At 41.8% G+C, this 25,462-nt stretch carries 21 protein-coding genes and 2 pseudogenes; 11 read left to right on the top strand and 12 right to left on the bottom strand.

Annotated features, from left to right (window positions below; genetic code table 11):
• Positions 1–91: 91 nt before the first annotated feature.
• From clpX to tig, 3 genes are all read right to left on the bottom strand, one after another.
• Complete coding sequence (clpX, locus tag V7K31_RS11605) at positions 92–1,432, bottom strand: ATP-dependent protease ATP-binding subunit ClpX (RefSeq protein ID WP_334833522.1); 1,341 nt, start codon at positions 1,430–1,432, stop codon at positions 92–94.
• A 9-nt stretch (positions 1,433–1,441) separates the two neighbouring features.
• Positions 1,442–2,140: an ATP-dependent Clp endopeptidase proteolytic subunit ClpP gene (gene clpP, locus V7K31_RS11600; RefSeq protein WP_335094467.1), complete on the bottom strand. Its 699-nt coding sequence runs from the start codon at positions 2,138–2,140 to the stop codon at positions 1,442–1,444.
• A gap of 329 nt (positions 2,141–2,469) precedes the next feature.
• On the bottom strand, positions 2,470–3,909 hold the full coding sequence (gene tig, locus V7K31_RS11595; RefSeq protein WP_335094466.1) for a trigger factor: 1,440 nt from the start codon (positions 3,907–3,909) through the stop codon (positions 2,470–2,472).
• Positions 3,910–4,743: 834 nt separating this feature from the next.
• Between tig and V7K31_RS11590 the strand changes: the two genes are divergently transcribed.
• The 4 genes from V7K31_RS11590 (at position 4,744) to V7K31_RS11575 (ending at position 9,555) form a co-directional block, all read left to right on the top strand.
• A complete protein-coding gene (locus V7K31_RS11590; protein WP_335094465.1) occupies positions 4,744–5,781 on the top strand; it encodes an aspartate-semialdehyde dehydrogenase in 1,038 nt (345 codons plus the stop codon).
• A 113-nt stretch (positions 5,782–5,894) separates the two neighbouring features.
• Positions 5,895–6,779 (top strand): 4-hydroxy-tetrahydrodipicolinate synthase, encoded by an 885-nt coding sequence (gene dapA / locus V7K31_RS11585; RefSeq protein WP_335094464.1) that lies wholly within the window; start codon positions 5,895–5,897, stop codon positions 6,777–6,779.
• Positions 6,780–7,058: 279 nt separating this feature from the next.
• A complete protein-coding gene (locus V7K31_RS11580) occupies positions 7,059–8,831 on the top strand; it encodes a ribonuclease J (protein WP_335094463.1) in 1,773 nt (590 codons plus the stop codon).
• A 163-nt stretch (positions 8,832–8,994) separates the two neighbouring features.
• Positions 8,995–9,555 carry a Uma2 family endonuclease gene (locus V7K31_RS11575; RefSeq protein WP_335094462.1) on the top strand — a complete coding sequence of 187 codons (561 nt, stop codon included), beginning with the start codon at positions 8,995–8,997 and terminating at the stop codon, positions 9,553–9,555.
• 84 nt (positions 9,556–9,639) lie between these two features.
• Here V7K31_RS11575 and V7K31_RS11570 read toward each other — a convergent pair.
• A pseudogene (locus V7K31_RS11570) lies at positions 9,640–9,801 on the bottom strand (anion transporter); the annotation flags it as partial.
• Positions 9,802–10,331: 530 nt separating this feature from the next.
• On the opposite strand from V7K31_RS11570, the gene V7K31_RS11565 reads away from it, so the two are divergent.
• Positions 10,332–10,709 (top strand): Mo-dependent nitrogenase C-terminal domain-containing protein, encoded by a 378-nt coding sequence (locus V7K31_RS11565; RefSeq protein ID WP_335094461.1) that lies wholly within the window; start codon positions 10,332–10,334, stop codon positions 10,707–10,709.
• A gap of 141 nt (positions 10,710–10,850) precedes the next feature.
• On the opposite strand, the gene V7K31_RS11560 is transcribed toward V7K31_RS11565, so the two are convergent.
• Positions 10,851–12,722 (bottom strand): caspase family protein, encoded by a 1,872-nt coding sequence (locus V7K31_RS11560; RefSeq protein WP_335094460.1) that lies wholly within the window; start codon positions 12,720–12,722, stop codon positions 10,851–10,853.
• A gap of 200 nt (positions 12,723–12,922) precedes the next feature.
• Between V7K31_RS11560 and V7K31_RS11555 the strand changes: the two genes are divergently transcribed.
• The 3 genes from V7K31_RS11555 (at position 12,923) to V7K31_RS11545 (ending at position 14,648) form a co-directional block, all read left to right on the top strand.
• Positions 12,923–13,423, top strand: a complete 501-nt coding sequence (locus V7K31_RS11555; RefSeq protein WP_335094459.1) for a hypothetical protein — start codon at positions 12,923–12,925, stop codon at positions 13,421–13,423.
• A 161-nt stretch (positions 13,424–13,584) separates the two neighbouring features.
• Positions 13,585–13,758, top strand: a complete 174-nt coding sequence (gene rpmF / locus V7K31_RS11550) for a 50S ribosomal protein L32 (protein ID WP_094328804.1) — start codon at positions 13,585–13,587, stop codon at positions 13,756–13,758.
• A 284-nt stretch (positions 13,759–14,042) separates the two neighbouring features.
• Positions 14,043–14,648, top strand: coding sequence for a sulfite oxidase-like oxidoreductase (locus V7K31_RS11545; RefSeq protein WP_335094458.1), 606 nt, complete (start codon positions 14,043–14,045; stop codon positions 14,646–14,648).
• Between the two features lie 237 nt (positions 14,649–14,885).
• Here V7K31_RS11545 and V7K31_RS11540 read toward each other — a convergent pair whose 3' ends face one another.
• Together V7K31_RS11540 and V7K31_RS11535 are read right to left on the bottom strand one after the other, a co-directional pair.
• Positions 14,886–16,268, bottom strand: a complete 1,383-nt coding sequence (locus tag V7K31_RS11540) for an aldehyde dehydrogenase (protein ID WP_335094457.1) — start codon at positions 16,266–16,268, stop codon at positions 14,886–14,888.
• A gap of 189 nt (positions 16,269–16,457) precedes the next feature.
• Positions 16,458–17,597: a hybrid sensor histidine kinase/response regulator gene (locus V7K31_RS11535; RefSeq protein WP_335094456.1), complete on the bottom strand. Its 1,140-nt coding sequence runs from the start codon at positions 17,595–17,597 to the stop codon at positions 16,458–16,460.
• A gap of 200 nt (positions 17,598–17,797) precedes the next feature.
• Here V7K31_RS11535 and V7K31_RS11530 point away from each other — a divergent pair, with 200 nt between their 5' ends.
• The gene (locus V7K31_RS11530; protein WP_335094455.1) at positions 17,798–17,959 is read left to right on the top strand and encodes a hypothetical protein; all 162 of its coding nucleotides are present in this window, start codon (positions 17,798–17,800) and stop codon (positions 17,957–17,959) included.
• 94 nt (positions 17,960–18,053) lie between these two features.
• Here the strand turns inward: V7K31_RS11530 and V7K31_RS11525 are convergent, their stop codons facing one another.
• Complete coding sequence (locus V7K31_RS11525) at positions 18,054–18,293, bottom strand: hypothetical protein (RefSeq protein ID WP_335094454.1); 240 nt, start codon at positions 18,291–18,293, stop codon at positions 18,054–18,056.
• Between the two features lie 163 nt (positions 18,294–18,456).
• Here V7K31_RS11525 and V7K31_RS11520 point away from each other — a divergent pair, with 163 nt between their 5' ends.
• Entirely contained in the window at positions 18,457–20,895 is a 2,439-nt protein-coding gene (locus V7K31_RS11520) for an NACHT domain-containing protein (protein WP_335094453.1), read from the top strand.
• A 184-nt stretch (positions 20,896–21,079) separates the two neighbouring features.
• On the opposite strand, the pseudogene V7K31_RS31855 reads toward V7K31_RS11520, so the two are convergent.
• Together V7K31_RS31855 and ureC are read right to left on the bottom strand one after the other, a co-directional pair.
• A pseudogene (locus V7K31_RS31855) lies at positions 21,080–22,034 on the bottom strand (transposase).
• Between the two features lie 3 nt (positions 22,035–22,037).
• Positions 22,038–23,753, bottom strand: coding sequence for an urease subunit alpha (ureC, locus tag V7K31_RS11505; protein ID WP_335094450.1), 1,716 nt, complete (start codon positions 23,751–23,753; stop codon positions 22,038–22,040).
• A gap of 92 nt (positions 23,754–23,845) precedes the next feature.
• Here ureC and V7K31_RS11500 point away from each other — a divergent pair, with 92 nt between their 5' ends.
• Complete coding sequence (locus V7K31_RS11500) at positions 23,846–24,058, top strand: hypothetical protein (RefSeq protein WP_335094449.1); 213 nt, start codon at positions 23,846–23,848, stop codon at positions 24,056–24,058.
• A gap of 35 nt (positions 24,059–24,093) precedes the next feature.
• On the opposite strand, the gene V7K31_RS11495 is transcribed toward V7K31_RS11500, so the two are convergent.
• Positions 24,094–25,116 carry a hypothetical protein gene (locus tag V7K31_RS11495; RefSeq protein ID WP_335094448.1) on the bottom strand — a complete coding sequence of 341 codons (1,023 nt, stop codon included), beginning with the start codon at positions 25,114–25,116 and terminating at the stop codon, positions 24,094–24,096.
• Between the two features lie 30 nt (positions 25,117–25,146).
• A complete protein-coding gene (locus V7K31_RS11490) occupies positions 25,147–25,455 on the bottom strand; it encodes an urease subunit beta (RefSeq protein ID WP_335094446.1) in 309 nt (102 codons plus the stop codon).
• Positions 25,456–25,462 lie beyond the last annotated feature (7 nt).

Below are 25,462 nucleotides of genomic sequence, written 5' to 3'. Positions count from 1 at the left end.
TTTGTCCTTTGTCGGTTGTCATTTGTCCTTGGTACATGGTTATTAGTCCTTAGTTTTTGACAAATAACCAATAACCAATGACTAATGACCATTAAGCTGACTCTGGCTTCGGTAGTGAAGATGGATGCATTATCAGTTCGGCAGTCGATCGCTTCTCGACCATCTCCCGTGTTACTGTACAGCGTGTCACATCCTTACGGGATGGTAACTCGTACATTACGTCCAGCATCAGTTCTTCGACAATGCCCCGTAACGCTCTAGCACCAGTTTTACGGCGGTAAGCTTCTTGAGCGATCGCTCGCAAAGCATCTGCTTTAAAATCTAACTGGACATTATCCATCTTCAGCAGCTTTTGGTACTGCTTCACTAAGGCGCTGCGTGGTTGGGTGAGAATCGCCATCAGCGCTTCTTCATCTAGCGGATCTACTACTGCTACCATTGGCACGCGCCCAATAAATTCTGGAATCATGCCAAATTTGACTAAATCATCTGGTGTTAGATGGCGGAGAGTGTCTGCGGCTCGTTTCTCCTTCGATTGCCCTTCTCCGGGTTGCACAAAGCCGATTGCTTTTTTGCCAACTCTCTGATCTACAATCTTTTCTAAGCCCACGAAGGCACCACCACAGACGAACAAAATATTACTTGTATCAATCTGGATGCAGTCTTGATAGGGATGCTTGCGTCCTCCTTGGGGTGGTACATTGGCGATCGTTCCCTCTAACATTTTCAGCAAAGCTTGCTGCACGCCTTCGCCAGAAACATCGCGGGTAATTGATGTGTTCTCGCTCTTACGAGCAATTTTGTCAATTTCGTCAATGTAAATAATTCCCCGTTGTGCTTCCTCTATATCCAAATCTGCCACCTGCAACAGTCGCAGCAAGATATTTTCCACATCTTCTCCCACATAGCCCGCTTCCGTCAGCGTCGTAGCATCAGCGACGGCAAAGGGTACATCCAAGATTTTTGCTAGGGTTTGTGCTAACAGAGTTTTGCCGCAACCAGTCGGGCCGATTAACAAAATGTTGGACTTTTGCAGTTCTATTGCATCATCTGCCCCAGCTTTGCCACTGGCTTTAGACTGAATCACCGCCAGCCGCTTGTAGTGATTGTAAACAGCTACTGACAGCACTTTCTTCGCTTCGTCTTGACCAATAACGTGTTCGTCTAGATATTTTTTAATCTCTCTGGGCTTGGGTATTTGATTAAACGAAATACTAGAAGAATGGGTACGCCGTTTTTGAGGTGGTTCTGCTCGTGGTGCTGGTTGTGCTGCTGCACCAGTGGTATCGAGTAACTCCTCGTCTAGTATTTCATTACACAAGTCGACGCATTCATCGCAGATGTAGACTCCCGGCCCCGCGATTAATTTACGCACCTGCTCTTGAGACTTGCCACAAAATGAACACTTTAAATGGGAGTCGTACTTAGACATACCAGCCTCTTATTTCAGAATGGTGACGTTTTCCCCTGCTGTGGGAAGATTTTGCCTGGAAATGACCTGATCAATCAAACCGTAGTTCTTCGCCTCATCTGCGGACATAAAAAAGTCGCGCTCAGTATCTGCTTCAATTCTTTCTAAGGGTTGACCAGTATGTTGAGACATTAACTGATTCAACTTGGCCTTAATGTAAAGAATTTCTCTGGCTTGAATTTCAATGTCAATGGCTTGACCTTGAGCGCCACCAAGTGGTTGGTGAATCATAATCCGGGAGTCGGGCAGAGACATTCGCTTACCCGCAGCCCCTGCTGTCAACAAAAATGCCCCCATGCTCGCGGCTAATCCAAAACAGATGGTAACAACATCAGGGCGAATTTGCTGCATTGTATCATAGATTGCCATCCCTGCGTAGACCGAGCCGCCAGGAGAATTAACATACAGTTGGATGTCTTTTTCTGAGTCTTCGGCGTCTAGGAATAACAACTGAGCCACGATTGAGTTGGCTACGGCATCGTCTATTGGCGTTCCCAAAAAGATAATCCGCTCTCGCAGCAGGCGCGAGTAGATGTCGAAAGCCCTTTCTCCCATGCCAGACTGTTCTACCACCATCGGCACGATGTTGCTAGGGCTGTTTAACTGGGAGTTAATGTTTATTCGACTTAAGTTGCTGATGGGGTTATCTCCCGACTGCGATAGAAGCATACAACTAAATTTGACGATAATTTAGGACAAATGTTTCAGCAGCAAATGCTGCCTTTTCGACGAATGGGATTTTTATAAGCTACGTGTTAACCATTATGCCTCATATAATTTCCTCTCGTCTAACACAGTATCAAGCTCAGGTAATAACAGGTGTCACTATTTGCGGAAAATTCATTAATTCTTTAATTATTCTGACTTTATCCCAGTGGGCATTGGGCATTGGGCATTGGTTATTTCTCCCTGCTCCCCTTTCCTCATCTCCTTTACCTTACCCATTTCACCAGTACTTTAACTCAGAACTGGTGAACTTATGGCTGTGGGATTTTTTATTATCCTTCTGTGACTTCTGTGGAAGGTTCGTTGTTTTCTTCCTCTGTCTGAGGTGCATCAGCATCAGCATCTGATTCTGCGGCTTCCGTTTCCTCGATGGGACTCAAGGAGCCTTCGGGTACAAGTTCAACTGAGGAGTGTTCTAAGAGCCAATCAATGATTTTTTCGGTTAATAGTTCGTTTTCCACGATTGAGCGCAGTTTATCTTCATCAACGTCTTGTTCTTCCGGGTACTCCTCCAAAAGTTCTGTGACTCTGGCTGCGACTTCTTCTGATGTTAGCTCGATAGATTCGCGTTTACCGACTTCCCGCAAGGACAAGGAGCGTTTAATGCGTTCAATTGCCTCAGTCCGCGATCGCTCCCGCAACTGAGCAATAATATCTTGAGTAAACAAATTCTTCACATCTAGTCCCTGCTGAGACAGTCGGATTGCTGTTTGCGTTAGCATTGCATCCACTTCTTGCTCAATCAACGTTCCTGGTAAGTCAACTTCTACGTGGTTGAGCAGTTCCGTTAACAAGGCTTCCTGCTTATTGGTTTTTGTTTTGTCGTCCGCCTCTTTTTGATATCGCTCTACCAAAGAAGCGCGTAACTCCTCTAAGGTTTCAAAATCGCTGATTTCTTGGGCGAAATCGTCATTTACTTCTGGTAGCTCCTTTTCTTTCAACTCTTTGAGCGTCACTGTGAAAGTTGCCGCTTTTCCAGCTAAATCTTCATTAGCATAAGGATCTGGGAATTGCGCCGCAATTTCTTTGGTTTCTTCAGGATTCATCCCCACTATTCCCGAAATAAAGCCTGGAATAAACTTATCTTCCTGCAACTCAACTTGAAAATCAGTTGCTTCGGCTCCGGGAATAGGTTCTAGTTCAGCTGTTTCGTCTTCGCCCTCAACTTTGGAGAATGAACCTTTAAAATCGACTACGGCAATATCGCCGATTTGGGCTGCACGTCCTTCCACAGGAATCAATGTCGCCAATTGTTGACGTTCCTTATCCAGCGCGTTCTCCACTCGTTCTGGATCAAACTTGACTTCTTCTGCCTTAGCCTGTAGATCAGTGTATTGCACTAGATTCACTTCTGGTTCTACATCGACAGCAGCCGAAATCGTCAGGGGTTTTCCAGGTTCATAATTCTTAATCAAATCTTCAAAAGAGGAGCGTAATTGCGGCTGACCGATTACCGGGATAGCTTCTTGTTTGACTGCTTGCTCAATGCCATCTTGAATTAGTTCTTCCAGCGCTGCTGCCTTGATTCGAGTTGTACCCAGCCGTTGTAGTAATATCGGGCGAGGCACCTTGCCTTTACGAAACCCAGAAATATTGGCAGTACTCGCTAAGTTTTTAATGACCTTTTCGTAAGTTTGCTTGGTAATTTCGGGCGTAATCTCTATTTCCAGTCCAATTTGGCTGGCGGGAAGTTTTTCCTGGGTGACTTTCATGCTTCGTCTCTAGTTTTCTGGTATTTTATACTCCGAGTACACACAAGACGCAATAGAACAATTGCTTGCGTTTATGGCTTGATGTCTCTTAGGGGCAACGGAAGGGTATGATGACATCCATCTTTGGATGTTTCTCCTGGGGCAAAGATCCAGTTTACTCCCAATGACCAAGGACTTGACATTTTACCTTCATAACAATTTAGTTAATGGCGGCATTCGGCATTGGGCATTCGGCATTGGGCATTGGCATTAGTTATTCTTTCTTCCCTCATCTCCCCACTCCCCATTCACTCTGACAACTTAGGAATTAATTATTCACTAGGCTAATGCCGTGATATCCTAGTTCTCAGCGACTGGTTAGTACCCTCAAGTTAAAGTTATAGTCTTGAGTCTAGCTATTATTAAGTTGTGGCGCCAGAACGCATCTGTTGCCTAGCCCCATAGCTCAGTTTTATATCGTGCTGGTTTTATACACTTCTATCCTAGTATATTCATCATCTTGGTAAAGAAATTTGCAGCCAAGATGTTTGTTGCCTTACAGGTGGGATGCCTGTTAAACGTCTAAGTGCAGATATCTCGATTTTTCTGCTAAATGGCGATTTATTGTATAATAATATATAGTTTAAATCGATGGAGAAATCAGATAGCCATTGTTTTAGAATGCAACATCTCTTAACTTATTAAATAGTTAATAAAATAAATGTATTAAATCTATAAAGATCGACTAAATTAGAGAAAAATCTAAATCTATTCAAAATGTATTTTCAGACTGCGATCGCTATTTAAATATAAATAAATTGTCAATTGTTCCAAATCTTAAGGGAGGAAGCAAGCTTGTCGAAATCCTATCGTTTAGCTATTTTGGGAGCAACTGGTGCAGTTGGCACAGAGTTGCTGGAATTATTAGAAAGCCGTAATTTCCCGATTGCTAACTTGAAGTTATTAGCATCAGAGCGGAGTGTCGGGCGATCGCTGCGGTTTAAAGGGGAAAATATAGCAGTAGAGGCAGTGAGCGATCGCGCCTTTGAAAATGTTGATATAGTACTGGCTAGTGCAGGTGGTTCTACATCTAAAACTTGGGCAGCAATTGCCGTAAAAAAGGGCGCAGTGGTAATTGACAACTCCAGCGCCTTTCGGATGAACCCGGAAGTTCCCTTAATAGTGCCAGAGGTGAATCCACTAGCCGCAGCTAATCACCAAGGGATTATTGCTAACCCCAACTGCACGACAATTTTAATGGCTGTGGCAGTATGGCCATTGCATAAAGTTAAACCAGTGCAACGCATCGTAGCTTCAACCTACCAATCTGCTAGTGGTGCTGGTGCTAGAGCAATGGCAGAAGTCAAAACCCAAACAAGCGCTATACTACAAGGACAGCCGCCAGTTGCTGAGGTATTGCCTTACCCACTGGCATTTAATTTATTCCCGCATAACTCCCCATTAAACGATTTGGGTTATTGTGAGGAAGAAATGAAAATGGTCAACGAAACCCGAAAAATATTTGGCACGCAGCAAATCAGAATTACTGCAACCTGTATACGGGTTCCCGTACTCCGCGCCCACTCCGAAGCCATTAATTTAGAATTTGAGACTCCCTTTAGTGCCAAGGAAGCCAGAGAAATTTTAAGTTCCTCCCCTGGAGTGAAATTGGTAGAAGATTGGGGAACTAATCATTTTCCGATGCCAATTGAAGCAACAGGTAAAGATGAAGTTTTAGTGGGAAGAATTCGTCAGGACATTTCTCATCCTTGTGGGTTGGAATTATGGTTGTGTGGCGACCAAATCCGCAAAGGCGCAGCATTGAATGCAATACAAATTGCTGAGTTATTAGTAGAAAAAAATCTACTCAAAGCATTAGCTGTTAGTCATTAATCATTGATTAAGTGACAAATGATTAACGACACTTGAAAGTAATTTGCAGATAGGTTATTACAATAGAAAACCACCAAGATACAAAAACATGGGTAATCAGGAGTGAAAAAAGGGTGGGAGATTTTGGCAATGTTTTAACCGCGATGATTACGCCGTTTAAAGCAGATGGTAGTGTCAACTATGGTGTAGCGGCAGAACTGGCGGTGCATTTAGTTAACAACGGTACAGATACATTGGTGATGTGCGGCACAACAGGAGAATCCCCGACGCTAAGTTGGGATGAGGAATACCAGTTATTTGTCGAAGTATTGCAGTCCGTGGCAGGAAAAGCTAAGGTAATCGCAGGTTGTGGTTCAAATTCCACCAAAGAAGCGATCGCTGCCACCCAAAAAGCGTCTAAGATAGGAGTACATGGTTCCTTACAAGTTGTTCCTTATTACAACAAACCGCCACAAGCGGGATTGGAAGCACACTTTCAGGCGATAGCACAAGCCTGTCCCGACCTACCATTGTTGTTATACAATGTCCCCGGTCGTACCGGACAAAACCTTCAGCCAGAAACAGTTGCCCGGTTAGCTGAGGTTAGCAATATTGTCGGGATTAAAGAATCCACTGGTAGTATAGATCAAGCAAGCGAAATTCGTCGCTTGACACCAAAAGAATTCCACATCTATTCTGGTGATGATTACATGACTTTGCCCTTGTTAGCGATCGGGGCAAAGGGTGTGGTAAGTGTGGCTTCTCATCTGGTAGGAAACCAACTACAGCAGATGATTCAAGCTTTTCGTGCGGGGAAAATTCAGGTAGCCAGCGAGATTCATCTCCAACTGTTCCCGTTGTTTAAAGCTCTATTTCTCACTTCAAATCCCATTCCGGTGAAAAAAGCACTGAAACTTCAAGGTTGGGAGGTAGGTTCAACTCGTCCGCCCCTGTGTGAAGCTGATTCAGAAGTCACTCAAAAGTTAGAAGCCGTTCTGAAAGAACTTAGTTTAATCTAGCCACCACCTAGTTAAGCGCTGGTAGTCTGCTCCTTGCTAAAGATACATATAAACAATGACCATAATTGTTCATAAGTTGCAATTTAAAAACCTGTGCTAGGACTGATAGATATACTATGAATCCTTGAATTACAGTCGATTTTATTGAATAAAAAATTGAAATCTTCAATTAAAACTTGATTACTTTGGGACTGACTTAAGAGACAGATGATGTTGTCTTAAATACAAGGAAAGTTAAGTATCAATTTAATTAACCACAAGTAACAATCTAAGGAGAAAATGGCTAAAAACGAAGCTAACAATTCCGCCTTGAAAATTATTCCTTTGGGCGGTTTGCATGAAATTGGGAAAAATACCTGTCTTTTTGAGTATGACGATGAAATTATCTTGTTAGATGCAGGATTGGCTTTTCCCACAGAGGCGATGCATGGAGTAAATATTGTTCTGCCAGATACAACTTATCTGCGGGAAAATCGCCACAAAATTAAAGGGATGATCGTTACTCATGGTCATGAAGACCATATTGGTGGGATTGCTTTTCATCTCAAGCAATTTGATATCCCCGTGATTTATGGGCCAAGACTAGCAATGGCAATGCTAGAGGGTAAACTGGAAGAAGCGGGAGTGCGCGATCGCACAGAAATCAGAACTGTTCTACCCCGTGATGTCGTGCGGATTGGCAAAAACTTTTTGGTGGAATATATCCGTAACACTCACTCCATCGCTGATAGTTTCACCGTTGCCATTCAGACTCCCCTTGGTGTAGTTATTCACACAGGCGATTTTAAAATTGACCATACCCCAGTGGATGGTGAAAGGTTTGACTTGCAACGCCTAGCAGAACATGGTGAAAAAGGCGTTCTTTGCCTCCTAAGTGATTCCACTAACGCCGAAATCCCAGGATTTACACCTTCAGAACGTTCAGTTTATCCCAATCTAGAGAGAGTATTTAGTCAAGCTACTGGGCGATTATTTGTCACTACCTTTTCTTCCAGTGTGCATCGCATCAACATGATTTTGGATATCGCCAAGAAGCAAAATCGTGTAGTGACCATTGTGGGGCGTTCCATGCTCAACTTGATTGCTCATGCCCGCAATTTAGGTTATATCAAGTGTGAAGATAATTTGCTGCAACCATTGCACGCAGTTCGTAATCTCCCTGATGAGAAAGTTTTAATTTTAACTACAGGTTCTCAGGGTGAATTGATGGCAGCAATGACCCGCATTGCCAACAAAGAACATCCTCACATTAAAATCCGCCAAGGAGATACGGTAGTATTCTCTGCTAACCCAATTCCCGGAAATACGATCGCTGTAGTCAACACCATCGATAAATTGATGATTCAGGGGGCGAAAGTGGTCTATGGTCGGGATAAAGGGATTCACGTCTCTGGTCACGGCTGTCAGGAAGAACAAAAGCTGATGATTGCCTTAACTCAACCCAAATTCTTTGTGCCATTTCACGGCGAACATCGGATGCTGGTGAAGCACGCAGAAACGGCTCAGAGTATGGGCATTCCCGCAGAAAACATGATCATCATCCAAAATGGTGATGTTGTCGAACTGACTGAAGATGCCATTCGCGTCGCTGGTAAAGTCCCATGTGGTATCGAACTGGTAGATACTACTAGTTCGGGTATGGTAAGTGCCAAAGTTTTACAAGAACGGCAACGCATGGCTTCAGAAGGCATTATCACGATCGCAGCTGCCATTGATTGGAATGGTAAACTGTTGGCAAAACCAGAAGTTCACCTCCGGGGTGTAGTGACAAGTGTAGAGCGATCGCTGCTACAAACCTGGGTAAAACAACGGATTGAAGAAATCCTGACTGTGCGTTGGTCAGAATTTGCTGCTGGCGAAGGTGAAGCAGCAGATATAGATTGGGGTGGATTGCAAGGAACTTTAGAACGAGAATTGCAACGTTCCATCCGCCGCGAACTGCAATGTCAACCATCTGTGACTTTGTTGATGCAAATTCCTGATCAGCCGCCTGTGAAAGTTGCTGATGGGAGAAGACGCCGGACTCGGACTGCTGCTCAGGTAGCATCATAGGGAATTTAAGATAAAATCTCATGCAGAGGCGCAGAGACGTAGAGTTTTTCTAACGTCTTTGCGCTTTTGTGCTAGATACATACAGTTTTTTAACATAGGTATAGAAGCCTCAGCAGTTTGTATTTGCTTATAGTTATAGTTATTGTTATTGGAGGCGATCGCTATGACTAAAACACCAATAAAAATTAGTACTCTTGATGAGTACATCAATTTTGATGATGGCACAGACAAGCGCTATGAACTTGAAGATGGGGTGCTGCTAGAAAAGCCTCCTGGTACTGGCAAGCATGAGGCGATTATCACTTTACTCTTAGTTCGCTTCTTTTTGGAAATTCAAAAAATGGGGCTGCCTTTACAACCGCGTCCTAACGGTACAGAGGTGCTGACCAATAAACAACTCAGGCGACCTGATATTTGTGTGATTACCAACCAACAGGCACAAAGTATTGAGAGTACTTCAGCTATCCTCAAAACTGCTCCACCCCTCTTAGTTGAGGTGGTAAGTCCTGAATCTGTTGATCGGGACTATAACCAAAAAACTTCTGAGTATGCAGCTATTGGTGTGGTCGAGTATTGGATTGTTGACCCCTTAAAAAATAAGGTGACGGTGTGTTTGCTAGACAACCGTAGTTACAAGCAAACTGTGTTTACTGAAAACCAGCAGATTATTTCTCAAACATTCGCAGAACTAACCCTGACAGCCCAGCAGGTGCTTTCAGCTTAGGGTTGTTAAAGTTTTTCACTAACTTACATCATTCTGGCATGATTCATATACGGAAACTGATTTAAACAAAGGGTCGGATATGCCTATGAGTACGGCAGGCATATTAGAAATTAAGTTAGATAAAACAACAGTTACACCCAAAAAACTCGCAGCAGAGTTAACCGCATGGGTAAATGGCTGGAGCAAATTCAATTTTTGCGTGACTCGCGTCAGTATAAACAATCCAGAAAACATTACCAGCAGGTTTCAATCTACCTTATCACTGATTGCGATCGCCTAAACCTGCATAGCATAGGTTGGCATTAACTACCATCATGCTCAAGAGAAATACGATGGTATTGGCATAAATAGACTGCCATGCATCCTGCAAATTCAGAACAACCAGCAATGAACAGGATGCGGGAAGGTGGGAAGGTGGGAATACAGAGACGAAAAACGCCTAGTAGGGTATTACCAATATTTATACTTAGCAAAAATACTTGCAGGAAGACCTTATATTAAGGTTTGTAAATGCTACACTAAAACCTACCCAATGACAGATGTCTTTACTAAAATTTAAACTATGTCAAGATATGAACAAGATCGTAATATTACACTACCGATCCCCAGAAAATTGCGATTAACTTGACGTAGTAACAAATTAGGTTCTGACTTAAGTGGCAATCAGGTATTACATTATATCGCAGTCAGGACACGATTCTTCCGGTAAAGGTCGTCGCCACGTTGGATATATTCATCAAAAAGACGAATAGCCTTAATAACACGGAGGATTAGCCATGAAGGTGTTCAACAATACTACAAAAAAGATTTTTCTGGCAAGCTGGGTATCAATCAATCAAGCAGAGACTAGTAACCATAAAGTAACCCAGCTAAACCGTCCTGTTTCCAAGCCTTACTGGGATATTCTCCAACCCTTACGGCAACGAGTAGAAAACATTCAAGTCCGCGATCGCCAACTAGCTCACCGCTTGTGCAAACTGATTCCATCTCAGTGTCCCTTTGAGCGAGATGTCAAATTATTCGGGAAAACTCTGTTTCACATTCCGCCCATGTGCAAGCTCAACCCCTTATATGAAGAAGTAGTTGGTTTACGTTTCCGAGCAATGTGCTATCTAGCCGACGATTGTGGCGAAGATGTGACGCAGTACTGCTAATACAGAGTACTGTTAGCGGATAGCTAGGGTTTAGCCCGTGCTGAGGAAAAAGTTAGGAGTGAGGAGTGATTAGTGAGGAATTAAAAATAAAACTCATGATTGATAACTCCTAACTCATGATTGATAACTCCTAACTCATAACTATTTTTTTACTATATTTTTTTGCCATTTTTGGATAGCATCCTGAGCATCTTCGTAAGCGCCTGTCTCCTCTGGCACTAAAGCAGCCGTCGCAATTGCGCTATTACGTTCTCCTTCGACGGCGCGACGCTTGGCCAAATCTAAAATTTTCTCACTCCAGTTATTGATCGATTTTTGGGCAGTATCGAAGCCTGGTTGACCTGGTGGTACAGTCTTAGCAACTTCGATCGCACGATTGTAGGTAGATGCCTGTCCAGACTTAATCAAGGCATTAGCTGCATCTAAAAGAGTTTTGTTACTCACATACTGCTTGCCCTCTAACCGCCACAGGTTAATTGCTGCTTGTGCTTTGGCATAGGGGTCTTCATCTTTGGTGATTAATCGAGCGGCAGCAATAGCGCTAGCATACTGTCTTTGTTTAGCACGACCTTCTGCTAAATCTAAAATCATCCGGCTCCAAATCTTAATATTCTCCTGAGCTTGTTCGTACAGTGGTTCACCGGGTTTAATTTTCCGGGCTGTAGCGATCGCCAAGCCCAAATCACTAGCCTGAGTTTGTCTGAGCGACATTTTCGCCAGGTCTAATACTGCTTGATTCCGCTTTTCTGACTCGGATCTAGAGGCTATTTGGGCGCTAGATTGGTTGCGATCGCTTGGTAAATTCTGGATAACCTGGCGATCGCTAGTAGTAGCATTAGGTGATGTGTTTGATATTTGCTTAATTCTAAAAGTTTCTTGATTACGGAGAAAAACTACAGCGATTAAACCTGCTACCAGCAAGCTACCTCCGCCCCATAAGATAAACTGTTTCCAAAAAGGGATGCTTGGCTGATTCGATGGCAATCGAGAGACGTAGCCTTGGGAGGAATTGGGGATAAATCTTCCTCTGGTATTCACTCCTAAAGAAGTTTCTGCCATTGGCTGCGAAACTAAGCCGGTAGCTGACTCCTGGACTTTTTGAGCTTTAGACTTCTCGACCCTGTGAGCCTTCACCTGTTGCAAAGAGTTCACACTAGCTTCTCCCCATCTGCCCCGATCTGCTGAAGTTCTAGGGTAATCGTCGAGTGGGGGAGCCGCAAGGGCAACAGCAAAGGATTCTTCCGGATAAATCACCGGATTTGCTTGAAAGTCGCTTTCCATTGCCAATTTTGGCAACATTACCTGCTGCCTTGATGGGATGATAGTAGCAGGGTTTTGGACAGGACGCCAGTGATGTTGACATAATTTTGGCATGAGCAGGCTTAGGTAGCTTTCTAAATCTGCCAAGTTGCTGCCATTACCAGAACGCAAAGCTTCTAACAAAGCTGCTGTAAAGAACCCGTGACCTAATTCGCTACTTTCATGGGAAAATTGCTCTGGTTGGCAAGAAAGAATTGTCGCCAGTTGTAGTTCTTGGACTAGTTCTATTGTTTCTTCACCAACGGGAGCATCCGCTTGAGTGCCAAAAGCGCGGTTGATATCGAGTAGTAGCAATACATTTAGGTCAGCAAGTTGCAGACTTTGCATTAGCGATCGCAATTCTATGCCAGTCTCTTGCACGAGTTCGGGGTTGCCCTCTGCTGGCATTAAGTAATCTTTGCCTTTATAGTTGACTCCATAACCGCTAAAGAATAACCACAGATAGTCTTCCGGTTGCCAACTTGTCGCTGCCAAATCCTCAAGCAGCAGCAGAATATTCTCCTTCGTCGGATAAGTTGACCTATCGCCAATCGGCGGCGAAGTATCTGTCATTAACAGACAGTGTTTGGGGATAAAACCTGCCTCTGTCACTAAAAAATCCTCTAGTGCCTCAGCATCTGCTTGGGCACAACTTAAAGGTTGAAATAACTGATATTGATTGATGCCAATCGCTATTGCCCAGTAATTTGCCATCCCGCTCTTTGTCAGTTATTGTTTGCTGGTCTTAAAATTGCGGTTGGCTTTGCCCAAAAAAACAAAGCTAACCTATGTCTTATAATCTAGGTGATTCTCATCGAATCTTAAGTTAGAATGTAATTTTTATTACGTTACTTTTTCGGAAAATACTTTCACCTAATTTCAATAACAGATCATCACTAAGGAGATAGAAGGTCATGAGCAAGATTTCTGCTCACCTACCATCATCGATCACTCCCTTTTCAGTTATTAGCCAAATTGCCAGAAGAATCCGGATAATTCCTTTAGTAGTTTTGCTCATATCTACTGTTCCTGCCTGGTTTTTAACGGAAGCGATCGCACCTCAGATTGTGCGAGCTTACACCGCTAGAGTTGATCTAGCTATTGACCGCTTGCCGGAAGAAAACTACGAAACCATTCTCCGAAGAGCGGAAGCAGCCGCTAGGGCAGCTGCTCAACGAAGTTTCGACCAAGATATCTTGGTGACAGATGTTTCAATCATTGTGTCCGTACAAAATTATGGATCGATCGCACCAGTTCTAACATTAGGAGTTAGTCGTCCAGAATGGCGATCGCGCCCTGATGCTCAAAATTGGGCGACTTACTTCAAAACTGCGCGATCGCTACTTTTCTTTGATAAAGAGCCGACAACCTCAAATACAGTTCCAGCAGCTAGCAGTGTGTCAACCCCAAAATAGCGGGTTTAGTATTGATCGACATACAAAGAAGTCCAAGCGCCGTGTCCCCACTTCAGTCTCAACCGCTCAATTCAACTTACTTATTCCTTACTCAACTGTTGTCCTTCGCGTCAGTGGATGGCCTAGAATAAGAAGGTTGTGAAGAATCGCGATCTGTTGACATGGCTGTTCCTAAGAAGAAAACTTCCAAATCAAAACGAGATAAACGTCGAGCTACCTGGAGGCATAAAGCCGTAGTCGAAGCTCAGAAAGCTCTCTCTTTGGGCAAGTCAATTTTGACTGGACGTTCTACATTTGTCTATCCAGCTGCTGAAGAAGAGGAAGAAGAATCATAATTTCCCAGTCAGGAAAAGCATGAACAGCACCAATAGATTTGATGGTCAAAGTCACCAATCAAACTTCTTACCACTGAATAACGCTTTTTCTTAGCTTTCCTGATTGGATTATGAATAATAAATACTCTACACAAGCTCATTAAATCGATAAAAATTGGTAGTGAGTAATTGGGAAGATCCATTACCCATTACCGATCATTTATGAGTAACGATCAAGTAATCATATAAAGAGTATTTGCAAAAAAGCTTGTAAATATCTTGAGAAAACTTATTTTTCTCCAACTATGCTAGGAAAATTTTTTCAGAAGCCAGGGAAGGAAGAGGGCGATCGCGTCCCTCCTGGTCAACATTTAGCTAAAGGTTTCCCCGTATTAACTTATGGTGCAACTCCCGAAGTTAGAGCTGAGGGATGGGAGTTTCGAGTTTGGGGTTTGGCAAAACCTGCTACCTTTAGTTGGTCAGACTTTATGGCGCTGCCTCAACATGAATTCACAGCAGACTTCCACTGTGTAACGCGCTGGTCTAAACTGGATGTCAAATGGACTGGCATTAAAGTTACAGATTTCATGGGTCTGATTGAGCTAGACCCCAAAGTAGCCCACATTATGGAACACTGCTATGGTGGCTACACTACCAATATTTCTATAGAAGATTTTATGCGTGAAGAAAACTTCTTTGCCTTTAAAGTCTTTGGTGAAGCCCTTCCATCTGAACACGGTGGTCCAATGCGGCTAGTTGTTCCCCACCTCTACGCTTGGAAAAGTGCTAAGTGGATTAATGGTTTAGAGTTTTTAGCTAATGAAGAACTTGGTTTTTGGGAGCGCAATGGCTACCATCGCCGTGGTGAACCTTGGGCTGAGGAGCGTTACAGCAACGCTTTTGGGTTTTAATAGTTAGGAGTTAGGAGACGCGATTAATCGCGTCTGTACAGGAGTTAGGAGTTATTCAATTTTGGATTTTAGACTTCGGCGTGACACTTGCGCCTTGGCTCAGTACAAGTCAGTCGAACGATTTTAAATTTTAAATTTTTCCTTCAATCCAAAATTCAAAATCTAAAATGGACAAAGTTAGGAGTTATAGATTTTTATTTTTCACTCATAACTCCTAACTCCTAACTCCTCACTTTTTTAACCCAAAAGTTTCTTTATGAGTGGTAATTTGCCCTCATAAGGAGCGTATCGCCATTTTAAATCTAGCCAGAATGAGTTTTGCAATACACTTTTATTATGGGAAAAGGTGTCAAAACTAGCTTTGCCGTGATAGTTGCCAATACCGCTATCTCCCACCCCACCAAATGGTAAAGACGAAACACCAACCTGCATCACTGTATCGTTGATACAGACTCCACCAGATGAAGTTTCCTGCAAAACTCGCTTTTGCAGGTTTTTGTTTTGAGAAAATAAGTATAACGCCAAAGGTTTGGGTCTAGAGTTAATCAAGGCGATCGCTTCTGCAATGTCACTATATTCAATTATGGGTAGAATGGGTCCAAAAATTTCTTCCTGCATTACCGAATCTTCTAAAGAGACATTATCAATCACTGTGGGGGCAATATAACGCTCTGAAGATTGAGTTTTTCCACCAATGATAACTTCACCATCTTTGAGAAAGTTCAACAACCTATTAAAGTGTTTTGGACTGATAATCCTGGCATAATCAGGACTGTTTGCTGGATTATCGCCATAAAATTCTTTTAAGCATTTTCCCAGACCATCTATTAAATCTTTTTTGATTTTTTTATCAACTAAAAGATAGTCAGGGGCAATACAAGTTTGTCCAGCATTAATAAATTTGCCCCAAGTAATTCGTCTGATAGTGTGTTCAAGATTAATGCCACTATCTACGATACAAGGACTTTTACCACCCAATTCTAAAGTAACTGGTGTGAGATATTTGGCTGCTGCTGCCATGATGATTTTGCCGACGGCTGTGCCACCAGTAAAAAAGATATGGTCAAACTTTTCTGCAAGTAGTTTTTCACTTGCTTCCACGTCTCCTTCAACCACTGCAATATAAGCGGGGTCAAAATGTTTGGCAATAATTTCAGCGATGATACCGGAGGTATGAGAAGCAATTTCTGAAGGTTTGATAATTGCACAATTCCCGGCTGCGATCGCACCTACTAACGGTGAGATAATTAACTGAAATGGATAGTTCCAAGGCCCGATAATTAAGACAACCCCTAACGGTTCTGGATAAATTCTCGCTGAGTAGGAAAAAAAATCAAAGGAAACGGCTGCTTTTTTGGGCTTACTCCAGTTTTTAAGATGTTTTATAGCATAATCAATTTCTTTGATGACACCGATTTCTGTTAGGTAAGTCTCCAATTCTGGTTTATGTAAATCCGCTTGTAATGCCTCGACTATTGACTGTTCATGCTCAATGATTGCTTGCTTGAGAATTTTGAGTTGTTCAATGCGAAAAGTGACATCTTTAGTTTTGCCAGTTTGAAAAAACTCTCGCTGATTCTGGATAATATCGCCAACGTTAGATAATTCAGTGGTAATCATTGTTTTATCCTCTAAAAAACTATTTTTTTAATGCTAGCGCTGCTAGATTAGCATAATTTATCAGATTTTAAGATTTGATTTCTAATTAGAATGATTAATTTAAATTATTGGTAGAGAGTAGTAAAGTTATAAATTATGAATTATCAGGGTAAAAATTCGAGAATTCATAATTTATAATTGCTAATTTTCTCATGCTTTGGTGGGTAAAAGTACAATAAATATACTACCTTTGCCCAACTCCGAATTAAGCAGAATAATGCCTTGATGTGCCTCGACAATTCGACGAGCAAGGTACAGTCCTAAGCCACTACCAGAACTCTTGTGACTGCCTTGGCGAAATCGTTCAAATATTGTGGCTTGTTCTTCAGGAGGAATACCTAAACCAGTATCCACTATTTCAATTCTAATGTAGTCAACAGAATTGGATCTTTCAGAGAACTGAGATTGGCTACTCTTGTCGAACTTGCTTTGAGAAGTCAAACGAATAGTCACAGACCCAGAATCGGTAAATTTGATCGCATTCCCGATAAGATTAGTGAATAGACGATGCAATTCTAAGCGATCGCCCATCACTGTATTTGACTCTTCAGTAAAATCCAAATTTAGCGACAGTGTTTTATCTTGAGCTAGGGGTGCCAATTCTCCCGTCACTTCCTGTAGCAATCTATCCAAATTAACTGGTTGAAATGCCAAAGTTTTGCGACCTGCTTCAAAGCGATAAACTTCCAATAAGGTATTGACCATAGAAAGCAGGTTGATATTGCTACGGGCCATGATGGCGATTACTTCCTGCATTTGTGGTGATAATGCTCCCAACGCTCCTTGCTGAAATAGCATCAACATGCGATCGGCGGCTACCAAGGGAGTGCGTAAATCGTGGGTAAGGCGGGAGACAAAATCTTCTCGCTGGCGGGCAATTTCATCACGTTCATCCATACTATTCTTCAAGCGCAGGAGCGATCGCACTCGTGCCAGCAATTCATCTACTGTTACAGGTTTGCGGATAAAATCATCAGCACCCAAGTCTAATCCGTGGGCGACATTGGGTGCATCGTGGGCAGTTATTAGCAGTATGGGGATGTATTGCGGTAATTTCATCTCTCCACGAATGTGCTTAGTAACTTCGTAACCATCCATACCTGGCATCATCAAATCCAGCAGAACCAAGTCACAAGGAGAAGCTTTCAATTCTGCCAAGGCCGAAATACCATTTTCTGCAGTGCTAATCGTGTAACCTTCTTCCTCCAAAATAGTTTTGATCAAAAACACGTTATCAGGAGAGTCATCGACAACCAGAATTTTGTCAGAGCGAGAAGATTGAGAAGTCATATAGATGCAAGGTACGGGGTAAAAATAAATTTTTGTAAGACTAGCTGTATTTTTAACAAGCTGTCTGCCAAGTTTTTTAGTAAGCCTCCCTACGTAAGAAGTATTTTTTACTAGTAATTTTGTATTTACTGAAGTTGAGAATTTTCTGCTAAGTTCAACTGGGCTGGTTTTTTGGCAAAAAATAACTCACTAATTAAATTATGGCTGGTAAAATCTTAGCTTTGGATACAGCAAATGGTGGAATCACTTATCTAGCCTTTGATGTATCGGTTTCGGTAGGGAACTGGAGATATAATTGCGTAGGCGATCGCTGTAAAGTAAAAGTTCCTTCTGAGTTTCTTAGGGGAACATACTTCTTATGATAGAGTGAGCTTTCCCGTATGTAGGATAGCCCGTGTTCAGCATTCTGCACAATTTGTTTTCAAAATGAGAGCATAGAAAAAACCGTTGCCTCCTTCACCGAAACTGGCCACCCGTATCTAAATCGTTCTCTTTTGCTGGCTTCGGCAGAGATTTTAGAGATGTTTTGAGCAAAATCCAATCAAGATAGAGTACAAGAATCTGCATTTTCAGAAAGTGGTTGAGGCGTTGGAAGCTTTCATCCCTCAGCAGCCATGCCCAGATTTTTTTCAGCAGTAGCCCAAGGATAACTTCAATAGACTTGTTGATAACTAGGGGGATTAGTGTTTCTAGCATTGCGTTGCGATCGCCTCAGTTGGTTGACTGAGTTCAATGTCGCAATTATCTTTTGTAGTTATTTATTTGACTTGTTGTGACTTGTCTTGACATATCTTGACTAGCCGTGAATCTTTGTAAATGCAAGCTAAACTTAACTCAAAGGCGATTTTACAGTAGGTACATGTCGTTACCCAAAGACTTTCTGACACAACTAGAGCAATACAGCGAATTGTCAAACAGAGAAAAGGCCGCCTTTGTAGAAATCTTTGGTAATGGCAAGAGTCGAGTTCAAGTTACACAAGCGCTTAATATCTCTGACAGCAATCTCAGCAGTTGTCTAACGGGAATTTACAAGAAATTCCGTATCAATGGTAGTGGACCTGTGAAAGAAACCCGCTTGCGGGAGTATCTCGAAAAACAATATTCGCAGCACAAACCTGTTGGTGGATCAATTGATGATATTACAGAGGATGATATTGATGCTCTAGTTCAAGAAATTCGCACAAAGGTTAAATCCAGCATTAAAGAAAAATGTGGAACCATGCGGGTGCTGGATATGGATCAGCCTATTGAGTTAACAGGAGAGCGAGGCATCTATACCAACGTTAACATTCTAGAAAAAACAACAAAACGCAGGCGACTGAAAATTGGGGAACTGCTGCAAAAGTTTGATCTAGAGGACTTTGATCATTTTGGAATCAATAGAACTACTCAAAAGCGAGTGCTAGGACTGGAAGCAGTGCAGCGTCACAACAAACTAATGGTTTTGGGTAAACCAGGCGCGGGAAAGACCACATTTTTGAAGTATTTGGCGATGCAGTGCATTGAGGGGAAGTTTTTGACAAACCGAGTTTCCTTATTTATCATCCTCAAGGACTTCGCACAAGACCCAAAACAGCTAGATGTTCTCCAGTATATTGCCCAACAATTATTTGTTAGTGGTATCCACAATAGCAGCGTGAAAGCAGAGCAACTGTTTAAACAAGGGAAAGCTTTGATTTTACTGGATGGTCTAGATGAAGTCAAGGAAGAGGATACGAAGCGTATTTTACGGCAAATTCGGGAGATTTCCGAACAGTTTCACACCAATCAATTTGTCATTACCTGTCGGATAGCTGCCAAAGAATACACTTTTGAACAGTTCACTGAGGTAGAAGTAGCAGATTTTGACGAAGAACAGATTGCCATTTTTGCCCAAAACTGGTTCCGCTTAAGTGACCAAGTGAAAGCTGAAAGATTCATCCAAAAACTGCAAGGTAACGAACGGATTTATCAACTAGCAACTAATCCATTATTGCTAACTCTGCTGTGTCTAGTCTTTGAGGAAAGCTCAGATTTTCCAGCAAACCGTTCAGAACTTTATAAAGAAGGATTAGATATATTACTGAAGAGATGGGATGCTAAACGTAACATTGAACGCGATCAAGTTTATAAGAATTTATCGTTGTTCTGCAAAGAAGACTTATTAAGTACAATTGCTTTTGCTACTTTTGAATATAAAGACTATTTCTTTAAGCAAAAAACCCTAGAGTTATATATTGCCGATTTTATCAGTAATTTACCAGATGCTGATTTAAAAACCGAGGTTTTAAGAATTGACAGCGAAGCCGTTTTGAAGTCTATTGAAGCCCAACATGGGCTACTTGTAGAAAGAGCAAAAGGAATTTATTCTTTTTCACATCTGACGTTTCAGGAGTATTTCTATGCTAGAAAAACTGTAGCTGATTCAGCTTATGAAGGTTTAGTTCAGCATATCAGTGATAAACGTTGGCAAGAGGTATTTTTACTATCAGTCGGAATGATGAATAATGCAGATATTTTAGTACTAATGATGAAGGAAAAGATTGATATATTGGTGGCTACGGATGATAATTTACAGCATTTTTTGGAGTGGCTTGTTCATAAATCTAGCTCATTTGAATATTCTTATAAACCAGCAGCTATCAGAGCATTGTATTTTAGAATGGACTTAGATGGCGAACAAAATACATTAGATAATGCTCTTGGATGGGATTCTGAAGATACTTTAGAGGATATAGATATCGACTGGCTGCTCAATCAAGCTCTCACAAATGCTCTAGTTCTTGATGATGCCCTGGCTAACGCTTTTTTTCTAGCTATTGATGCTGCTGATATTATTGATGAAACTATTGATAAATCATACCGTGCAGAAGCTCTTCTTGATCGGGATACAGCTTGGTGTTATATAGCTGATATTGACGATTTTCTGGAAGATGCTATTGGTTTAGCTTCTATTCTTCAATGTGAATTAAAGACAGCATTGCAGTTACTCAGAGATCAACTCAATGAGCCAATATTAGAATGGGAAACCCTATTTGCAGAATTAGAAAGATTTGGAGAATGGTGGCAGCAAAATAGTGAAGTCTGGTGTGAGCAGTTAAGAGCTTTGATGATCGAGTATCGTAATATTGGTCATAACTGGCAGTTTTGTGATGTACAAAATAAACTACTACAGCAGTATTATAATACTAACAATCTGCTGGTAAACTGCTTAAATAGTGATTGTAATGTTAGCAGCGAAGTCAGACAAGAAATTGAGTATAGCTTGCTATTACCAATAAGTAAATTAACAATAAAAAAGAACACAGAGATTTCCTAATAATATGTATTTTGTCAAGCTCAATAGAGCGTCTTAATTATTTATAAGCATCAGGCGACTGCGAACTCGGAGGGCTTGTCGTAAGACATTGTTCATTCTCCAAAGGCGAGACTATCCAAAACTTGCTAGAATTCTGCTGTGGAAGGAATAGTGATCACGCCCTTCCCACAATACAAGTGATCGCTCATTTATCAGAGGCGATTATATCTAAAACTTGCTGGAATTCTGCTGTGGAAGGAATTGCGATCGCACTTTTATGAAGCATTTTGAGTACAGATGGTTTTTCTATCCCATTGATCACTTCGACAATAGAGTTTGGCACTTCTCCAAACCTTGTTTCTAGGACTGTAATTATGCTTTCTCTAGCATTTTCGACAATTCCTTCTTCTTTTGCTAGCCTTTCAATACTAGTTACGTACCGCATTCTATCTGCCTCCTCGTAACTTCTTACTTCTGTTTTAAAACTAAGTGCCAACTCTTTTGGCAAAACCATTATCCAGTCGATAAACCGAAATAATTCCCGAATATCTTCCCGGCTATATCCCCGTTCATACAGCCGTCTGACTAGACTTGGTTTCCACTGTAGCCGATTTTCTTTCTTTTCGTTGCGTTGCCTTGGTCTTCAGATGCGCCATCACAATTACACCAAAGGGGTTGGTAGTTTGCTCTAGGGTTTCCCAGTTTGGCTCATAGTCCAACAGTTTCGCCACAGGGAACTCTAAGCTGACGCGACATCCGCCCAGTTGATAGCTGTAGCTGGAAGGTCGCCAATTTGCTTGTTCATCCGCTAAAACTGCTAAACTAATGACTCGCTTTTTATGGCGGTCAAACAAACGGTAATTATATGTGTACATCCGTTCGGCAAATTGGCTGTCATATTGCCCTTGGACTTCCACATGAACCAATACCCAAGCTTCCTCTCCATCCAGTAGCCAAACTTTTGCGACTTTATCAACCAAACGCCGTCCAATTTCGGCATCCGGTTCTAGCTGTTGCAGTTCTGTATCCAGAAATTCATAGGGTCGCGTCCAGTCTATTTCAGCATAAGCTTGGGTGAAAAAGAATTCCAGAAAGCGGGGGAAATATAGCTCAATGACTTCTTTCCAAGGACTATCGTAATCAGTAAGTTGCTCGGTCATGAATTAAAACAAAAAGTACCTCTGCGCCATTGGTAAAACTGTCGCAGGTTCACAAATCAGCAACTCACCATCTGCCCTTACTTCGTATGTTTCTGGATCAACTTCAATATGGGGTAGTGCATCATTCAGCTTCATATCCCGCTTACTTAATTGGCGTGTCCCAGAAACTGCAACTGCTGCCTTTTGTAAACCTAGCTGGCTGGGAATTTCTTTCTCTAAAGCTGCTTGCGAAACAAAAGTTAATGATGTGGCATGACGGGCACCAGCAAAACTACCAAACATCGGTCGCATATGCACTGGTTGCGGTGTGGGAATACTGGCGTTGGCATCGCCCATTTGCGACCATGCAATCATTCCGCCTTTAATCACTATCTCTGGTTTTACCCCAAAAAACGCCGATCGCCACAAACATAAATCTGCTAATTTTCCCTCTTCCACTGAACCGACATATTGAGCAATTCCGTGAGCGATCGCAGGGTTAATTGTATACTTAGCAACATATCTTTTTGCCCGAAAATTATCTGCTTTTTGCTCTGTTCCCTGTGGGTTAAGAGTTCCCCGTTGCACCTTCATTTTGTGAGATGTCTGCCAGGTGCGAATTATCACTTCGCCTACCCTTCCCATTGCCTGGGAATCGGAAGAAATCATACTAAATGCGCCTAAGTCGTGCAAAATGTCTTCAGCAGCAATGGTTTCCCGACGAATGCGAGATTCGGCAAAGGCAACATCTTCAGCGATCGCTGGATCGAGGTGATGACATACCATCAACATATCCAGGTGTTCATCTAAGGTATTGAGGGTGTAAGGGCGTGTGGGGTTGGTGGAAGATGGTAGAACGTTTGCTTGTCCGCAAACTTTGATGATATCTGGTGCGTGTCCTCCGCCTGCGCCTTCGGTGTGGTAAGTGTGGATGGTACGATTTTTAAAAGCTGCGATCGTATCTTCGACAAATCCGGCTTCGTTCAGAGTATCAGTATGAATCGCTACTTGCACATCATATTCATCGGCAACACTGAGGCAAGTATCAATTGCTGCGGGTGTGGTTCCCCAGTCTTCATGTAGTTTTAACCCCATTGCACCGGCGGCTACTTGTTCTACAAGTCCTTGGGGTTGACTGGCGTTACCTTTACCCAAAAATCCTAAGTTGACGGGAAAAGCATCAGCAGCTTGCAGCATTCGGTAAATATTCCAAGGTCCGGGGGTGCAGGTGGTGGCGTTTGTACCCGTAGCTGGGCCAGTACCACCGCCGATCATGGTGGTAATCCCAGAAGCGATTGCCACTTCAATCTGCTGAGGACAAATAAAATGAATATGGGCATCGATACCGCCAGCAGTGAGAATCATTCCTTCACCAGCTAAGGCTTCAGTTCCAGGGCCGATAATAATATCTACATTATTTTGAATGTAAGGATTTCCGGCTTTACCAATTTTGAAAATCTTGCCATCTTTAATGCCAATATCTGCTTTGACAATACCCCACCAATCGAGAATTAAGGCATTGGTAATTACTAAATCAACAGCACCATCAGCGTTAGAAATGGGGGATTGTCCCATCCCGTCTCGGATGACTTTACCGCCGCCGAATTTCACTTCATCGCCGTAGGTGGTGAAATCTTGTTCAACTTCAATAAATAATTCTGTGTCTGCAAGTCGGATGCGATCGCCTACTGTTGGTCCGTATGTTTCGGCGTAGGCGCGGCGATCCATTTTGTAAGGCATAATGCTACTCCTGGCGATAGTGTTGATTTTAATATTTTTCAGCAATATTTGGGTTTATGCTATAAATGAGCGTTCTTGGAGGCATAGACAAAATGACCCTAGCAGACATAATTCCTATAGCTCGAAAGCTTTCTCCATCAGAAAAACTCAAGCTAATTCGCATCCTTGCCGAAGATTTAGATACAGTAGAGGATATTTCTCCATTGGAACCCTTCAAAACCTACGATTTACCTACTCCTTATAATGGCTTTGGTGCTGGTACAGTCATGATGGAAGCGCTAAAATCACAGGATTCGAGTCATTAAAATTTCGACGTAGGCGCGGCGGTTCATTATATAACTCATATCGTATTACTCCTAGCTTCATTTAATTTTGTTAAGAAGTGGTTAGCTGATTCCTCACTTGTAAAAAATCCTTGCACAACTAAACCAGACCATTCTTCTTGCAAAACTGGCTCAATATTTGGTAGAAATTCAGTTATTGCCTCTTCTGATTTATTTAAATATTTTGATAATCTAGTTAGATAAATTTTAAACTTCAGCCCCAATTCTTGATTACTCTCAATAGGTATTAAATTAAATATCGCACTTCTACTTTTACCAGTACCAGTAAAAGTAATACAACTTTTTGTCGTATTTGTCCAAAAAGGATATTTAATTAAGCCTTGGTAAACTAATTTATATATGTGATTAACACCATTATTTTCTGCTGTTTCTTCTAATTCTTTGTAAGTCAAGTTAGTTTTTCGTGATGATTTACTAGCAATATTTTCTTTAACTTGGTTGGGGTCAACTAAAAATTTTCTTGCTAATAGCTCATGCCCATTATTATTGAAGTAATTAAATTTAGCTACATTTATGGGAACTTGATAGGTTTCTGACAAATAACTAATAATTCTCTCAGTACTAGGATCTATTTCTGATGCAACTATTAAAATTTTGTGTTGACTATTTATAATCTCTGGAAATATCTTATCAAATTTTGTTTGAAAAGCTTGTTCTAAAGTTCCTTCATTACCTAAATAATTGAAATAATTAACAGCAATATTATTTATTTCATCAGCAGATAGATTTTTCACCCATGAGGCATAATCTAACGCTTGAGCAGTTACTTCTCTAGATGTTTGATCACGTTTTAACTCCACAATGACAACATTACCACCATTATCTAAACAAAGTAGATCAATTATTCCGTTATAATCTGTAGCTACCTGCCTACCAATTACTAATAAATCTGGTGAAAGAATAGAGATATCTCTTTCTAACCACTTTTCTAGACGAGCCTCTAAATTCAATTTAGTTTTAATGATTTCCGTAAGTTTGTCTTCTGCGGATACTTCCCAGATTTTCAGGTCTTCTTGCATATAAATGATTCCAGTTTCATTAGAGTTTTATCAATCGAGATTACCGTTAATTTTGCTGTTGAAGCCGTAGACTTGGCGGCTACCAACTAAGGGGACTAAATTCACTTCTTTTTCATCCCCAGGTTCAAAGCGAACTGCGGTTCCGGCAGGTATATCAAGGCGCATTCCTCGCGCTTGTTCTCTATCAAAGTTTAAGGCGGTGTTAACTTCATAAAAGTGATAATGGGAACCGACTTGTATGGGGCGATCGCCTGTATTTGACACTTGTAATTTTACAGTTGGACGACCAACATTTAGTTCAATTTCACCTGCTGGTGTGATGATTTCTCCAGGAATCATAATTTAT

Origin of the sequence: Nostoc sp. (genome assembly GCF_036917675.1) — a bacterium.
GTDB lineage: Bacteria > Cyanobacteriota > Cyanobacteriia > Cyanobacteriales > Nostocaceae > Nostoc.
This window is presented reverse-complemented; position numbering and strand designations above follow the sequence as displayed.